The sequence below is a fragment of the Cellulosimicrobium sp. SH8 genome (assembly GCF_025818875.1).
GTDB classification, from domain to species: Bacteria; Actinomycetota; Actinomycetes; order Actinomycetales; family Cellulomonadaceae; genus Cellulosimicrobium; species Cellulosimicrobium cellulans_D.
Genome location: NZ_JAMXMH010000016.1, coordinates 21,369 through 35,924, shown reverse-complemented (window position 1 = coordinate 35,924; position 14,556 = coordinate 21,369). Strand labels below are relative to the sequence as shown.

Sequence of the window (14,556 nt, the reverse complement as noted above, 5' to 3'; positions counted from 1 at the left end):
GTCCCCCCGCTACTCATAATCTATCGTTACAAGTTGACCAGTGGTGCTTGATACGTGAACACGGATTGTGGTGGTGCCTCGACGTACCGGAGCGGACCCGCTTGTGCGGGTCCGCTCCGGCGAGGCGTTTCTGTCGCGACGGGTCACAGACCGCGCGCGACGGCGGCCGCGGCGGCGAGCCATGCGCGCTGCGTCTCGGTCCGCAGCGACCCGTAGCGCAGCGTGCCCTCGACCATCGCCGGGTCGTAGGGGATCGCGACCGCCTCGCGGGCGAGCGGGCGGAACGCGGCGGCGACCTGCTCGGCTTCGGCCATGCTGCCGTCCTTCTTGGCCTGGTTGACCACGACGACGGCGTTTCGCGCGAGGGCGGCGCTTCGTTCGTCCCGGTCGGCCAGGGCCTCGAGGAGCAGGGCGCCGGCCTCGGCGATGTCACCGCGGGTCGTCGTCGCGACGACGAGCCGGTCGGCGTTCTCCACCATGCGCAGCCAGAGAGAGTCGGACTCGTCGTTGCCGGAGTCCATGAAGATGAGCCGGTAGTACTTGCGCAGGACGGCGTGGATCGCGTCGAACTGGGCGACGCCCAGGCGCTGCTCGTCCGCCAGGATCATCGGCTGGGAGCGCAGCACGTCGTACTTGTCCTGCGTCTGGTGGTGCACGAAATGGGCGAGGTCCGCGGACTGGGCCGCGGTACCGAGCAGCCGGTCGACCTCGGGCAAGAGCTCGAGGAAGGTCGCGTCGTGCGGACCCTGCTCGGTGCGCCACCCGAGGGTGCCACGGGTCTGGTTGTTGTCGTGCGTCACGACGCCGGCGCCGCCGTAGCGGGCGAACACGGCGGCCAGGAACGCGGTGGTCGGCGTCTTGGAGGCGCCGCCCTTGCCGTTGACGATGGCGGTCGTGCGAGGCCCGGGCCAGTGCTGGGAGACGAGGCGGACGCACTCGCGCATCGCTCGCTCTGCCTCGCTGGGAGCCATGCGGAAGCCGACGCGGGACAAGATGCCGCGCAGACCTTCGGTCGCGGGCTCCTCCGTCTGCTCGACCGTCAGGAACGACTCCCGACGCTCTCGGCGAGTCTGCGGTGCGGCGGCCGCCGCGGCGGCCTGGTCCTCGGCGGAGCGGACCCAGCCGCGCGGCGCCGAGGCGGGGGCAGGCGTGTCGTCCGGCGCCGCGGTTGCCTGGACGACAGGCTCGGCGTCGACGACCTCCGTCGCGGCGGGGGGAGCGGGCGTCGGTGCCGGCACCGGAGCGGCCTCCGCGACCGGCTCGGCCGAGCGGGAGCGCGGACGGGCGTCGGCGGCGGAGTCTGCCGTCACGGTGCCGTCACCGTGGATGATCAGGGGCCACTCGCCGTCGGGGCCGCGCGTGATTGCGCGCAGGGGACGGCCGAGCTGGGTGGCCTTGCTCGCGACGAGCGAGACGACCTGTACCCGTGCCTCGTCGACGCTCGAGGCGGCGATGGGGTGCAGGGTGCCGCCGATGGAGACCTCTGCGGTGCCGTCGTGGTTCAGCGTGGCCTCGACGCGGGGCCAGGTCGCTGCTTCCGTGGTGGTGCTCATGGTGTGCTCCTCCTTGCGTTAGCCGAGCTGGATGCCCATGTCGTTCATGAACGGCACCGGGTCGGTTGGGGACCCGTCGACGATGACTGAGAAGTGCAGGTGGCAGCCGGTGGACTGCCCGGAGGATCCGACGCGGCCGATCTGGTCGCCGGCCTTCACCTGGTCGCCTTCGCGCACGAGGATCCCGGAGGCGTACTCGTGCAGGTAGGAGGTCTGGACTCCGCCGCCGTGGTCGACGGTGATGGTGCCGTTGCCGTTGCGGTCGAACCCGGTGAACGTCACGACGCCGTCCTGTGCGGCCCAGATAGGTCCGTCGCACCCGCCGCCGTTGAGGTCGACCCCGCTGTGCAGGCGCCAGACCTTGTCGATGGGGTGCCGGCGCATCCCGTAGACGCTGACGATCGGGCCAGCCGCGGGCACGGCCCAGCCGGTCGCGCTGACCTCGCCCGGGACGGTGGTGCCGCCGGAGCAGACCTGTCCGCCGGTGCCGGCGTTGAGGCCGGTGTCGACGCCGGAGAGCCCTTCGACGACGGCGACCGCACCGTCCCAGTACTTCGTGTAGTGGAAGGGGTCCGCGTTGCGCTGGGTGCGGTGCGCGACGATCGTCGGCTCCAGCGACTCACGGTCGGGGACGTTCCCGATCATCGCCTTGAAGAAGTTGGTGGCGCTGATGTACGGGTCCATGCGGTCCTCGTACGAGCCCCAGGCTCCGTTCGCGCGCTGCTGGAACAGCCCGCGGCTGTCGGGCCCCACGGCGTCGCCGTAGTCGATCACCCGCAGGCTGGACTCGCCCATCGCGGTCATGACGCCGATGGTCTGGTCTCGAACCCCAAGGTCGAGGGCCTTGCCGGCGGCGATGATGTGCGCGGCGTTGACGAGCTGCTCGTGGTCGTAACCGGCGATCTCCGTCTCGGGGACGCTCCCGGGGTCGAGCGTGATGCTCGTCCCCGAACCGGTCGCGGGGTTGCACGCGGCGGAGGCATCCGCCCCTCCCACGAGCAGGATGCTGAACACGGTGCTCAGCGCGAGCACGGGCACCGCCCCCGCCGCGACGATGGCCCCCGACTTCCCCCCTGCCACGGTCAGCTCGCCTCCTCGGGCGGGGTGAACCGGCTCGCGAGCCACGGTGACGCGCTGTCCGCGCGCGTGAGGACGACCTGGTAGGTGCCGGCGTCGGTGGCTACGTCGACGACGGCGACGAAGCCGCTCGTCTCCTCGACCTGGGGCGCAGGGTCCGGCAGGACCTTCGTGGCGGGCACGTTGGCGGGGTCGACGTACGCGTAGTCGGACCGGGCCTGCTGGGTGAGCAGTGGCTCGAGCTGGGACCACCAGGTGTCGTAGTCGCGGCCGCCCGCGCCGGCGAAGGCGGTCATCGCCTCCGCGGCACGAGCGGCGGCGTCCGCGCGCTGAGCGTCGTCCCACGTGGGGGAGGGCTGCGGATCGATGGTCTCACCGGAGTCCTCGTCGATCGCGCCCTCAGGCGCAGGCGGGTACTTGTCGAGGTCGATCGGTGGCGGCGTCGTCGGTGACGTCGACACCGCGGGTGCGGGTGCGGAAGCGGGAGTGTTCTCACCCTCCGAGCTGCAGCCCGTGAGGGCGAGAACGCTCGCTGCGGCGATGCCTGCCCCTATCGCCAGTCGCTTCATCTCACTCGTCCCCCTTGCCTGGGCCGGACCGCGCAGGCCCGGCGTTCGCTCCCTTGCGCAGCGTCTCCTTGAGCTCGTCGCGAAGGATGAACCAGGTCGTGCCCACCTTGTAGCCGGGGAGGACCCCGTCTCTGAGCCAGTGGTAGACACCCTGCTTGGTCATCCCAAGGAGTTCTGCGACCTCACCTGCGGAGAGGGTCGGACCGCGCCCCTCGAAGAGCGCGTCGAGCCCGTCGGTCATCGAGGCCACCCCGCTTCGCATGGAACCATAGTACACGCTGTATAACTCTGCCGCACTGTGGATAACGTAATCACTCGGCATCACCCTCTGTTGCTGTTTTCACTCTATCCGACTACACTTGCCGTAGAGAACACTACGCACACCGTTGACGATGTGAGGGGGCCGTCGTGACTGATGGCAGCAGCAATCCGTGGCTCACGCGGCCAGCGGAGCGACAGCCGGTCGCGCCGCGTTCGGAGGCGACCGAACCGGTGGTGCCGGCGACGACCGGCCCCACCACGCCGCAGCGCGGCGTCCCGGCACCCGGCGCCTCAGACCAGCTCCCGATCCAGCCCCAGCCGCGAGACGCGGACCTGTGGTGGCTCGGGGTGCACGGCGGAGCGGGGGAGACGTCGCTCGCCGCGCTGGTTCCGGACTGGCTCGCGGCGGAGCACATGTGGCCGCAGCCGCTCGGTGATGCTCGCGTCGTCCTGACTGCCCGGTCGAACATGCGCGGGCTGCGCGCGGCACAGGCCGCAGCCACGCAGTGGGCAGCCGGGCTGGTCCCGCACGTCGAGGTCGTGGGCCTGGTGATCGTTGCTGACGCACCCGGCCGGCTTCCGCGCCCGCTGCGTGAGTTCTCACAGATCGTCGGCGGCGGGGTCCCGCGCACGTGGACCCTGCCGTGGATCGAGGCATGGCGCTTGGGGGAGCCGCCGGCACTCTCAGACGCCCCGCGCGAGGTCCGTCGACTCGTCGATGACCTCCGCGCCGTCGTCCGACCTGGTGCCGCCGGCACCGTCAACCGAAAGGAAACCCGATGAGCACCCTGCACAGCGTCCTCACGGCAGCGAGCGACCTCGCCGCCGTGATCCCGGCGCAGCTTCCCGACCCCGCACCGATCCAGCCTCCGGGCACCGAAGGTGCAGTCACGATCCTGGGCTGGGCCAAGTGGGTCGCCCTCATCATCTGCATTCTGGGCCTGATCGCAGCTGGCGCCATGATGGCCGTCGGACGATCGCGCGGCGAGGGCGGGGAGCACGTCGGAAAGATCGGCTGGGCGCTCGGCGGCGTCATCGTCATCTCCGCCGCCGTCGCGCTCGTCGGCTTCATCTCCGGGGCCTGAGCGGAGTTTCGACATGACTACCGACGACAACGAGCAGAGCCCGTTCACCCGGCCTGGCTTCATTGCAGCCGCGGTGGTCGTTGCCCTCGTCGTGGTGCTCGGCATCGTGGTCGCGATCGTCAGTGCGACGCGCTCGGACGATCCCGCCCCAGAACCGCCGTCCCCGTCGCCCGCGACGAGCGCCGCCCCGACGTCCGAGTCTTCGGACGTTGCGGGCGGTGCCAGCGTGTGCGGCCTCGAGGGGGAGGAACTGGCCGGCACTTTGTCGACCGCGCCAGCCGCGGACTGGGCATACCAGGGAACCACCGCGTACCCGACGTCGCCCGAGTTCGGGCCGGGGGAGACCACGGCTGACGGTGTGCGGTTCTGTTTCCAGCACTCGCCCACCGGGGCGCTGTTCATGGCCGCGAACGCACTGGTGCAGGGCTCTGACCCTGCCGTGAGCCAGGCGTGGATCGAGTACGGCCTGGCGGACGGACCGTACCGCGAGGAGCTCATCGGTCAGGTGGGTGACACCTCTGGTTCTGAGGGCACCCGCATGAGCCTTGCCGGCTTTCGACTGCTCGCCTACGACGGCGACACCGCCCGAGTCGATCTCGCGGTCCGGGCGTCAGCCGAAGGGCAGAACCTGACCCTCTCGGGGGTCTACGAGCTGGTCTGGCAGGACGGTGACTGGAAGATCAGCGCCGATGTCGCCCAGCCGCTCAACACCGCGACGGTTCCGGACCTCGCGGGCTACATCACCTGGGGGGAGTGACAGACGGTGGCGGAGTGCGGGCCTCTTGATTTCGGCTGCAAGGCTGGAGAACTGGCGAAAAACGCGATCACTGACGCGATCGACAACATGGCCAACGCGGTCCTCGAGGCGTTCGGCAAGACGGTGACCTCGCTTGGCACGATCTGGGTTCACATCGGCACTCCGAACCTCACCGGCTCGGGCGGACAGTCTGCGATCGGTGCGGGGAGCTCGGCGCCGAGCTCAGCGAACATCACGACCGTCATGGGCTACGTGACGTGGATCAGCCTCATCGTCGCGGTCCTCTCGCTCGTGATCCTCGGTGCGCTCATCGCGACGCGTATGCGCGCCGGCGAAGGGATCGCCGCCGTCGGAAAGGTCGGCCTGGTCCTGGGCGCTGTGGTGCTCATCTCCAGCGCGAGCGCGCTCGTCAGCGGACTGCTGCCCGAGGGCCCACGGAACGCGGGCGGCGCGGTGCTCTTCCTGCAATCGAGCCTTTGGTGGTACATGGGAGCAGCGGCCATAGTCTCCGTGATCATCGGTGGCGCGCGGATGGCGTATGAGCAACGGGCGGAGCCGGGGCGCGAGACGGTCAAGAGTCTGCTGACGCTCGTCGTGGTCGCCGGTGCCGGCGTCACGATCGTGGGACTTCTCGTCGCGGCCGCCGACTCGTTCTCTGTCTGGGTTCTGAACGGCTCACTCCAGTGCGACGTCACGGCCGCCGGATCAGCGTGCTTCGGAGAGAACATGCTGACCTTGCTCGCTCTGACGACGAACCCCGCGGCAGGGGGCCTTGGGTCGCTGCTCATCATCATTCTCGGGATCATCGCGATCCTCGCTGCGGCGTTCCAGATCGTGCTCATGGTCGCCCGCGGCGGCATGCTCGTCGTCTTGACCGGGATCCTGCCGTTGTCTGCGTCGTTCACGAACACGGAGATGGGTAAGACCTGGTTCCGCAAGTGCATCTCGTGGCTGGTGGCGTTCATTCTCTACAAGCCTGCCGCCGCGATCATCTACGCGGCCGCCTTCCAGCTCGTCGGTACCGACGTTTTCACAGACGACGGCTCAGGCCTCCTGGCTGTACTGACGGGTCTGATGTTGATGGTGATTGCGCTGTTCGCGATGCCTGCGCTGATGCGGTTCGTGACCCCGATGGTGGGTGCGATGGCGAGCGGCGCCGGTGGCGCCGCGCTGGCGGCGGGCGCACTCGCGGCGCTGCCCAGCGGTGCGGCCGCGATCGGGCGCCTCGCCTCTGGTGGGTCCAACTCGTCGACGACGAGCAACGCTCAGCCGGGCAACAACGGCCAGAGCGGGAACCAGGGCCCGTCCGGTGGCGGTGGGGGAGGCAACACCGCACCGACACCGAGCGCGCCGCCGAACCCGCAGCAGAGCGGCGCGGGTGCGGGCGCGGGCAACGGCGCCGCAGCAGGTGCCGCGGGCGCTCGCACCGGTGCCGGCGCAGGTGCCGGCGCAGGTGCCGGCGCAGGAGCGGGAGCAGGCGCCGCAGCAGGTGGTGGGGCAGCCGCGGCCGGTGCCGCGGGTGGCCCGGTGGGCATGGCGGCCGGCGCGGCTCTGGACGCCGCGTCAAAGGCCGGCCAGGCCGCAGCAGGTGCAGCGAAGAGTCTTGGTGAGCAGTCGACTGGTGAAGGGGGCGGTCCTGATGGCAGCCGTTGAGGTGAACAGGGGTCCTCGGACCTACGGGAACTGGCGACGTCCGACGTCGCCCGGAATCCTCGGGCTCGGGTCCGTGGGGACGGGGATGCTCCTGGCGGGGCTCATCGCGGTGGTCATTACCGTGATGGTCGCGGGGCTGCTCGAGGCCGTGGTCCTCGCCGGTGTGCTCGGGGCTGTGATGCTGGCCGTGCTGACGAAGGACGCGCACGGCAAGAACGTCCTCAGCCGCGGCGGTGCTCGCGCCGCGTGGTGGTCTGCGCGCTCGCGCGGCACGCACGTGTACCGCTCAGGGCCTCTGGGTCGCGCGCTGTGGGGCACGTACCAGCTGCCGGGTCTGGCAGCCCCCACCCGACTGAGCGAGCACACCGACTCATACGGTCGTCCGTTCGCGCTGTTGTACACGCCGGCGACCGGGTCGTACTCCGTGGTGATCGGCACCGAGCCCGACGGCGCCGCGCTCGTCGACCAGGACCAGATCGACGTTTGGGTGGCTGACTGGGGCCACTGGCTGGCGAACCTCGGTGACGAGCCGGGCGTGGAGGCAGCCTCGGTCACGATCGAGACCGCCCCCGACTCGGGGTCGCGTCTTCGTCGAGAGGTCGAGACGAACCTGGACGACGGGGCGCCCGAGTTCGCTCGGCAGATGCTCCTGGAGGTCGTCGACCGTTACCCGGCCGGGTCCTCGACGGTGAAGGCCTACGTCGCGATCACGTTCGCCGCGGTGAACCGGGTGGGTGGCAAGAAGCGCAAGCCCGAGGAGATGGGCCGCGAGCTCGCCGCGCGCCTGCCCAGCCTCACCGCCGGCCTGCAGGCGACCGGCGCGGGCGCGGCGCACCCGCTGTCCGCGCAGGACTTGTGCGAGGCGATCCGCGTCGCCTACGACCCGGCCGCCGCGGTGCTCATCGACGAGGCGCACGCGGCGGGCGATCCCGTCGAGCTCTCCTGGCCCGACGTTGGCCCGTCGGCTGCCGAAGCGTCCTGGGGCGGCTATCGCCACGACTCGGCGTACTCGTGCACGTGGGCGATGACGTCGGCCCCGCGCGGTAACGTCCAGTCGGGCGTCCTGGCCCGGCTGCTGGCCCCGCACCGCGAGATCGCGCGCAAGCGGGTGACGCTGCTCTACCGGCCGATCGACGCGGCGCGCGCCGCAGCGATTGTCGAGTCCGACCTGCGGGCCGCGGAGTTCCGGGTCACCTCCACCAGCAAGCCCGCTGCCCGCGAGACCCTCGCGGTACGGGCGGCGGCCGCGACGGCGCAGGAAGAGGCCAGCGGTGCTGGCCTGGTGCAGTTCGGCATGCTCGTCACCGCCACGGTGACCGACACCAGCCGGGAGGCCGACGCGAGGGCCGCGATCGACAACCTCGCCGCGACGGCGCGGCTGCGGCTGCGGCCCGTGTACGGGTCGCAGGACTCCGCGTTCGCTGCGGCCCTTCCGCTGGGCCTGGTGCTCCCGAAGCACATCAAGGTCCCGGCCGAGCTGAGGGAGAAGCTGTGAGCACCCGAGCACGCGCGAAGAAGGCACCCAAGCAGCGCGAGCTGCGTCCCCAGCGCCCGCCGATGCGCGGGTGGCTGGGTCGCGGCCGCGGCCAGTCCAACTACATCCAGCAGGCCGACGAGTGGCGCGGCACCACCGTGCAGGTGTGCGGCATGTGGCCGTTCGCGATCGGCGCCGGCACCCCCATGGTGGGGGTGCCGTTCGGCCGACACATTCTCACCGGCGCCACGCTGTGCTGCGACCCGATCAGCTGGTACCAGCGCGCCAACCTCATCGGCAACCCCTCGGTGTTCTTCCTCGGCCGGCCCGGGCTCGGCAAGACGTCCGCGGTCATGCGCATGGCCGTCGGCCTGTCCGGACAGGGAGTGATCCCGCTGGTGCTGGGGGACACCCGCCCGGACTACGTCCGCATGGTCGAGAAGCTGGGCGGCCAGGTGATCCCGCTCGGGCGCAACCGCGGGTCGCTGAACGTCCTGGACCCGGGCGAGGCTCCCGACGCCGCGCGCCGGCTGCGCGCCGCCGGGTACAGCCAGGCCGCTGAGGAGGTCCTGGCCGATGCCCAGGGCCTGCGGCTGAACATGCTGGTCGCGCTCATCACGGTGCTGCGCAAGAGCGCCCCGACCGCGCGCGAGGAGACGATCCTCGCGCGCGGTATCGCCTGGCTCGACGACAACCACGACGGCGTCCCGCTGATCCCGGATCTGCTGCGCGTGATCCGCTCCGCACCGCCCGAGCTGCGTGAGGCGGCGCTGGACCGCGGCACCGACCACCGCTACCAGGAGGTCACCGAGGAGCTGGAAGCCTCGCTCGTGGCACTGAGCCCGGGCGGGAAGTTCGGGGATGTGTTCGCCAAGCCGACCACGCACCCCATGCGCCGGGACCGCGCCGTGGTGTACGACGTCTCCGCGATCCCTCAGTCCGACGGCGACCTGCGCGCGGTCGCGCTGCTCGCCTCCTGGTCCGCTGGCTTCGCCGTGGTCAACATCGCGCAGACCCTCGCCGACGTCGGCCTGGAGAACCGGCGGCACTACTTCGTGATCCTCGACGAGCTCCACCAGGCCCTCAAGGCCGGGCCTGGGCTCGTCGACCGCGTCGACTACCTCACCCGACTCAACCGCACCGTCGGGGTGGGGCTGGCGATGATCACGCACACGCTCAAGGACCTGCGTTCCCTCCCGCTCGAGGAGGACCGGCAGAAGGCTATGGGCTTCATCGAGCGGTCCGGCCTGGTCGTGTGCGGCGGTCTGCCGCTGAGCGAGATGCCGCTGCTGACGTCCGTCGTCGCGCTCTCGCGCGGCGAGCAGGAACTGCTCGCCGGCTGGCAGGACCCGCCCGCATGGGACCCCAAGGAAGGGCGCGAGACGCCGCCCCCTGGGCGCGGCAAGTTTCTCGTCAAGGTCGGTGGCCGCCCGGGCATCCCGATTGACCTGGTGCTCACCGAGTCCGAGAAGTCGCTGCACATGAGCGCGGTGCGCTGGGCCGACCGGTCGCGCACGGGCCTGCTGGACGAGGGGGCGGCGTGATGAGCGTGCCGAACAACCGACGTCGCGACCCCGGCGGCTTGTCCGGCGAGGTCGTTCTGCTGTGGGTCGGGATCGTCGTCGTCCTGCTCGGCATCGGATCGATCTACGCCGCGATGCACCTGGGCCACAAGCTCGCCGGCTCCGGCGTCGTGGTGCCGACCGACCCGTTCGCCGTGACGTTCGGGCTGTTCGGCGGCGACCTCGCCTGGCCGGGCGCACCCGGCTGGTGGGTGCTGGCCGGCCTGGCCCTGATCGTCCTCGCGCTGGGCACGCTGGCGGGCGTCGCCCTGGCGCGCCGGAGCGCCCGCCGTACCCGCGTCGACCGCGCGGCCGCGTACATGGGCCGCGGACGCGACGTCGAAGGGCTCTCGCGCAAGCACGTGACCCGCACCGCGCAGCGCCTCGGTGTGCAGGCCGCACCCGGTCTGCCGATCGGGGTCACGGTGTCCACGGGGCAGCGCCTGCTGAGCTCGTGGGAGGACATGCGCATGACGATCGCCGGGCCCCGCACCGGGAAGACGACGTCGATGGTCGTCCCGGAGATCCTGGACGCACCCGGCTCGGTCCTGTCGACGTCGAACAAGCGTGACGTCGTCGACCAGACCCGCGGCCCGCGCGCGGTCGTCGGGCCGGTGTGGGTGTTCGACCCCCAGGGCATCGCCGGCGAGGAGCCCACCTGGTGGTGGAATCCCCTGAGCTACGTCACCGACGAGGTGCGCGCGGCCAAGCTGGCCGAGCACTTCGCGTCCGGCTCGCGCGACCCCGGCGCGCGCACGGACGCCTACTTCGACCCGGCCGGCCAGGACCTCCTGGCTGGTCTCCTGCTCGCCGCGGCGCTCGACGCCCGGCCGATCACCGACGTCTACACCTGGCTCACGCGCCCCACGAACCAGGCCCCCGTCACGATCCTCACCGAGCACGGCTACACGCTGACCGCCGACCAGGTCGCCGGCGTCATCGCCGCCCCCGAGAAGCAGCGCGGCGGCGTGTACGGCACGGCGCAGCAGATGGCGTCCTGCCTCACCAACCGGCAAGTCGCGTCCTGGATCACCCCGCAGGGCCCCGCCGACACCCGGCCCCAGTTCAGCCCGGAGGAGTTCGTGCGCGCCGGACTGCCTTCCGCGGCGGGGGAGTCGGCGCCGACGAAGCCCGGCACCCTGTACTCGCTGTCCAAGGAAGGGCGCGGCACGGCTGGCCCGCTCGTCACCGCGCTCACCGTCGCCGTCGTGGAGGCGGCCGAGGAGCTGGCGGCGCAGTCCGCGGGCGGGCGCCTGGCGACCCCGCTCGTCGGCGTGCTCGACGAGGCCGCGAACGTGTGCCGCTGGCGCGAGCTGCCGAACCTCTACTCGCACTACGGATCGCGCGGGATCGTCCTGGACACCGTGCTGCAGAGTTGGTCCCAGGGCGTGGAAGTCTGGGGCGAGTCCGGCATGAAGAAGCTGTGGAGCGCGTCGAACGTCAAGGTCTACGGCGGGGGAGTGAGCGAAGCGAACTTCCTCGAGGACCTCTCGCGCATGATCGGGGACTACGACCGGCTCTCGTCCTCGACGTCGACCGGGCGCGGGCAGCGCAGGGTCTGCTGCACGGATAGGTGACAGCGGGTCTCAGGCGGCGAGTGCGACCTGAGTGGTCATGATGGCTTCGTACTCGATGGGGGTCAATCGTCCGAGTCGGGCCTGCCGGCGGCGGCGGTGGTAGGTGCGTTCGATCCAGGTGATGATCGCCAGGCGTAGGTCCTCGCGGGTGGTCCAGCGGCGCCGGTTCAGGACGTTCTTCTGTAGCAGGGAGAAGAAGCTCTCCATCGCGGCGTTGTCTCCGGCAGAGGCGACCTGTCCCATCGATCCGACCAGGTCGTGGCGGTCCAGAACCCGGCGGACCTTTCGTGAGCGAAATTGGCTGCCCCTATCCGAGTGCACGATGCACCCGGCCACGTCCCGACGCCGTTGCACCGCGCTGACCAGAGCGTTGACCGCGATCCGTGACGTCATCCGGTCGCTGATCGAGTACCCCACGATCCGGTTGGAATACACGTCCTTGATCGCGCACAGATACACCTTGCCTTCGGCCGTGGGGTGTTCGGTGATGTCCCACAGCCACAACCGGTTCGGCGTATCGGCCCGGAACTGGCGCAGCACGAGGTCCTCGTGTGCGGGCGCGCCAGCCTTCTTGGCGCTGCGGGCGCGCTTCTTGCCGAACACCGACCACCACCTGTTCGCGGCGCAGATGCGCCACACGGTGCGATCGCACGCGACCAGCCCGGCTCGGGAGGCCTCGTCCGCGAGCAGCCGGTAGCCGAACTCCGGATCGTCGCGGTGAGCGTCGAACAACACGTTCGCGAGATACGCCTCCTCGAGCTCGCGCGCCCCGACAGGCGCCGCGAGCCAGCGGTAGTAGGGCTGTCTGGCGAGCTTGAGAACCCGGCACGTCACCGTGACGGGGATCCCGTCACCGGCGAGCTCACTCACGAGCGGGTAGATCATTTTCCCGGCAGATGCGCCTGCGAAAGATACGCCGCCGCGCGGCGCAGCACCTCGACCTCCTGCTCCAGCTGCCGGTTACGCCGACGCAGTTCACGCAGTTCCGCTGACTCCGAGGCGGTCACGCCCGGCCGGTTGCCGTCCTCGACATCGGCGGCGTGGAGCCAGTTACGCAGGCACGACTCGGAGATACCGAAGTCCTTTGCGATCTGCTTGACCGGAGCCTCGCCACGGCGAGCGATCGCCACGACATCATCGCGGAATTCCTTCGGGTGGGGTCTGGGCACGGGGAACATCCTTCCAGCAGCACCCGAAGGCACCACAGGTCAGGTGTCACCTATCCGTGCAGCAGACCCAGTACATCCAGTACAGCGGCGCGTCCGCGAGGAACGGCATCACCTCGATCGTCGTCGACGTGCCCTGCGCGACCCGCCAGTACAACAGTGCGAAGATCGCGAGCGTCAGCACCAACGCGGCCGTCGCGTCCTTCCACGACGCCCGCAGGTCCTCGCGCAACGCCGCGCCATCGAACTGCGCACCCCTGCCAGTCGTCATCGACCACACCTCTGTCCAGGACGATGACCACGCCGTCACCGTCGACGGCCTCGACCGTACTGGCACCTTTTGACGGCCGTCAAGCAAAAGTAGTGCGCCGCGAACGACTGGTGGCGTGGTGCGGCAGTCTTCGACCCGACTCGAAGACCATGGTTTCGCGTGCGTCACCGGCCGAGATTGACCCATCGCCACTCAGCGATATTATCGCCAGATGACGATGATGGTTGGGGTTGTGCCGCGACCGGTGGATCGGCAGATCGATGTCGTGGCCACGGCGGTGTACGCGGAGCTGTTCCATGCGCTGTCCGAGCCGACGCGGTTGGCGATCGTGCAGCACCTGGCGATCGGTGAGCACCGGGTGCGGGATCTGGTGGAGCACATGGGGTTGGCGCAGTCGACGGTGAGTGGGCACCTGGGGTGCCTGCGTGAGTGCGGGCTGGTCACGGTGCGCGTAGAGGGACGGTCGTCGTGGTTCTCTTTGTCCGAGCCCGAGCTGTTGGCGGGCCTGTTGGTGGGTGCCGAGCGGTTGCTGGGCGCGACGGGTGAGAAGGTGCGGCTGTGCACTCACCTGGTGCATCCGGAGACGTCGGGGGAGGGGGCCTGATGGGCGCGGGGCACAGTCACGGTCCGGCCGATGCGACCGGTGGGGCGGCTCCGGACCTTCGTCGCCGGCTCGCGATCGTGTTCGGGCTGACGTCGACGGTCGTGGTGGCGCAGGCGATCGGGTCGTGGGTCACGGGAAGCCTGGCGCTGTTGACCGACACGGCGCACGCGTTGACGGACGCCACGGGTTTGCTGGTCGCGTTGATCGCCGCCACGTTGATGCTCAGGCCGGCGAACAAGCACCGCACGTGGGGATTCCGGCGGATCGAGGTGATCGCCGCGCTCGCGCAGGCGACGTTGTTGATTGTGGTCGGGGTGTACGCAGCGGTCGAGGGGGTGCGGCGCCTGGTGGAGCCGCCCGAGGTGCAGTCGTCCGAGCTGCTGGTGTTCGGCATCGTGGGCCTGGTCGCGAACATCACGGGGATCGTGATCCTGTCCTCCAGCCGGGGCGCGAACTTCAACATGCGGGCCGCGTTCTTGGAGGTCCTCAACGACGCGCTCGGCTCGCTGGGCGTGATCGTGGCGGCGATCGTAATTACGACCACGGGGTTCCAGCGGGCGGACGCGATCGCGGGCCTGTTCATCGCGGCGCTGATCGTGCCGCGCGCGGTGACGATCCTGCGAGAGACGACGAGCGTGCTGATGGAGTTCACGCCGAAGGGTCTGGACCTGGACCAGGTCCGGGCGCACATCCTCGGTCTGGCGCACGTGCGTGACGTCCACGATCTGCACGCCTCGACCGTGGCGACGGGGCTGCCGACGATCTCCGCGCACGTGGTCGTCGACGACGAGTGCTTCACCGACGGGCACGCCCCGACGATCCTGCATGACATCCGCGAATGCGTCGCAGAGCACTTCCCGGTCTCGCTGGAGCACTCGACGTTCCAGCTCGAGACCGAGCGCCTGCGCGAGCACGAGCCCGCTGATACCCGGCACGCCTGAGTAGCC

The 14,556-nt window shown here is 70.3% G+C and carries 15 protein-coding genes; 9 read left to right on the top strand and 6 right to left on the bottom strand.

Annotation, left to right across the window (positions count from 1 at the left end):
- Positions 1-143: 143 nt before the first annotated feature.
- The 4 genes from NF338_RS20250 to NF338_RS20235 form a co-directional block, all read right to left on the bottom strand.
- Positions 144-1,553, bottom strand: a complete 1,410-nt coding sequence (locus tag NF338_RS20250; RefSeq protein WP_264032393.1) for an ATPase — start codon at positions 1,551-1,553, stop codon at positions 144-146.
- A gap of 18 nt (positions 1,554-1,571) precedes the next feature.
- Positions 1,572-2,633, bottom strand: a complete 1,062-nt coding sequence (locus tag NF338_RS20245) for a M23 family metallopeptidase (protein WP_264032392.1) — start codon at positions 2,631-2,633, stop codon at positions 1,572-1,574.
- A 2-nt stretch (positions 2,634-2,635) separates the two neighbouring features.
- Positions 2,636-3,091 (bottom strand): hypothetical protein, encoded by a 456-nt coding sequence (locus tag NF338_RS20240; protein ID WP_264032391.1) that lies wholly within the window; start codon positions 3,089-3,091, stop codon positions 2,636-2,638.
- Positions 3,092-3,200: 109 nt separating this feature from the next.
- Positions 3,201-3,461, bottom strand: coding sequence for a helix-turn-helix domain-containing protein (locus NF338_RS20235; protein WP_264032390.1), 261 nt, complete (start codon positions 3,459-3,461; stop codon positions 3,201-3,203).
- A gap of 146 nt (positions 3,462-3,607) precedes the next feature.
- On the opposite strand from NF338_RS20235, the gene NF338_RS20230 reads away from it, so the two are divergent.
- From NF338_RS20230 to NF338_RS20200, 7 genes are read left to right on the top strand one after another with little or no spacing between them, the layout of a single operon-like run.
- Entirely contained in the window at positions 3,608-4,243 is a 636-nt protein-coding gene (locus tag NF338_RS20230) for a DUF6668 family protein (protein WP_264032389.1), read from the top strand.
- Positions 4,240-4,545, top strand: a complete 306-nt coding sequence (locus tag NF338_RS20225; protein ID WP_264032388.1) for a hypothetical protein — start codon at positions 4,240-4,242, stop codon at positions 4,543-4,545. The genes NF338_RS20230 and NF338_RS20225 overlap by 4 nt, the downstream gene beginning before the upstream one ends.
- Positions 4,546-4,558: 13 nt before the next feature.
- Positions 4,559-5,302 (top strand): hypothetical protein, encoded by a 744-nt coding sequence (locus NF338_RS20220; RefSeq protein ID WP_264032387.1) that lies wholly within the window; start codon positions 4,559-4,561, stop codon positions 5,300-5,302.
- A 6-nt stretch (positions 5,303-5,308) separates the two neighbouring features.
- Positions 5,309-6,955: a hypothetical protein gene (locus NF338_RS20215; RefSeq protein WP_264032386.1), complete on the top strand. Its 1,647-nt coding sequence runs from the start codon at positions 5,309-5,311 to the stop codon at positions 6,953-6,955.
- Complete coding sequence (locus tag NF338_RS20210) at positions 6,942-8,450, top strand: SCO6880 family protein (protein WP_264032385.1); 1,509 nt, start codon at positions 6,942-6,944, stop codon at positions 8,448-8,450. The genes NF338_RS20215 and NF338_RS20210 overlap by 14 nt, the downstream gene beginning before the upstream one ends.
- Positions 8,447-9,973 carry an ATP/GTP-binding protein gene (locus NF338_RS20205; RefSeq protein WP_318783191.1) on the top strand — a complete coding sequence of 509 codons (1,527 nt, stop codon included), beginning with the start codon at positions 8,447-8,449 and terminating at the stop codon, positions 9,971-9,973. Before NF338_RS20210 ends, NF338_RS20205 begins: the two co-directional genes overlap by 4 nt.
- Complete coding sequence (locus NF338_RS20200; RefSeq protein ID WP_264032384.1) at positions 9,973-11,568, top strand: TraM recognition domain-containing protein; 1,596 nt, start codon at positions 9,973-9,975, stop codon at positions 11,566-11,568. Before NF338_RS20205 ends, NF338_RS20200 begins: the two co-directional genes overlap by 1 nt.
- Before the next feature lie 9 nt (positions 11,569-11,577).
- Here NF338_RS20200 and NF338_RS20195 read toward each other — a convergent pair.
- A protein-coding gene (locus NF338_RS20195; RefSeq protein ID WP_264032383.1) for an IS3 family transposase occupies positions 11,578-12,737 on the bottom strand; the annotation gives its coding sequence in 2 pieces (ribosomal slippage) (positions 11,578-12,456 and positions 12,459-12,737; 1,158 coding nt in all).
- A 46-nt stretch (positions 12,738-12,783) separates the two neighbouring features.
- The gene (locus tag NF338_RS20190) at positions 12,784-13,005 is read right to left on the bottom strand and encodes a hypothetical protein (RefSeq protein ID WP_264032382.1); all 222 of its coding nucleotides are present in this window, start codon (positions 13,003-13,005) and stop codon (positions 12,784-12,786) included.
- Positions 13,006-13,225: 220 nt separating this feature from the next.
- Between NF338_RS20190 and NF338_RS20185 the strand changes: the two genes are divergently transcribed.
- Positions 13,226-13,609 carry an ArsR/SmtB family transcription factor gene (locus NF338_RS20185; RefSeq protein WP_264032432.1) on the top strand — a complete coding sequence of 128 codons (384 nt, stop codon included), beginning with the start codon at positions 13,226-13,228 and terminating at the stop codon, positions 13,607-13,609.
- Positions 13,609-14,550 (top strand): cation diffusion facilitator family transporter, encoded by a 942-nt coding sequence (locus NF338_RS20180; RefSeq protein WP_155099791.1) that lies wholly within the window; start codon positions 13,609-13,611, stop codon positions 14,548-14,550. Before NF338_RS20185 ends, NF338_RS20180 begins: the two co-directional genes overlap by 1 nt.
- The last annotated feature ends 6 nt before the right edge of the window (positions 14,551-14,556 follow it).

Coding starts and splice junctions, on each gene's coding strand:
- NF338_RS20250 (WP_264032393.1), bottom strand. CDS start 1,553: ATGAGCACCACCACGGAAGCAGCGACCTGGCCCCGCGTCGAGGCCACG.
- NF338_RS20235 (WP_264032390.1), bottom strand. CDS start 3,461: ATGCGAAGCGGGGTGGCCTCGATGACCGACGGGCTCGACGCGCTCTTC.
- NF338_RS20225 (WP_264032388.1), top strand. CDS start 4,240: ATGAGCACCCTGCACAGCGTCCTCACGGCAGCGAGCGACCTCGCCGCC.
- NF338_RS20220 (WP_264032387.1), top strand. CDS start 4,559: ATGACTACCGACGACAACGAGCAGAGCCCGTTCACCCGGCCTGGCTTC.
- NF338_RS20210 (WP_264032385.1), top strand. CDS start 6,942: ATGGCAGCCGTTGAGGTGAACAGGGGTCCTCGGACCTACGGGAACTGG.
- NF338_RS20200 (WP_264032384.1), top strand. CDS start 9,973: ATGAGCGTGCCGAACAACCGACGTCGCGACCCCGGCGGCTTGTCCGGC.
- NF338_RS20190 (WP_264032382.1), bottom strand. CDS start 13,005: ATGACGACTGGCAGGGGTGCGCAGTTCGATGGCGCGGCGTTGCGCGAG.
- NF338_RS20185 (WP_264032432.1), top strand. CDS start 13,226: ATGGTTGGGGTTGTGCCGCGACCGGTGGATCGGCAGATCGATGTCGTG.
- NF338_RS20180 (WP_155099791.1), top strand. CDS start 13,609: ATGGGCGCGGGGCACAGTCACGGTCCGGCCGATGCGACCGGTGGGGCG.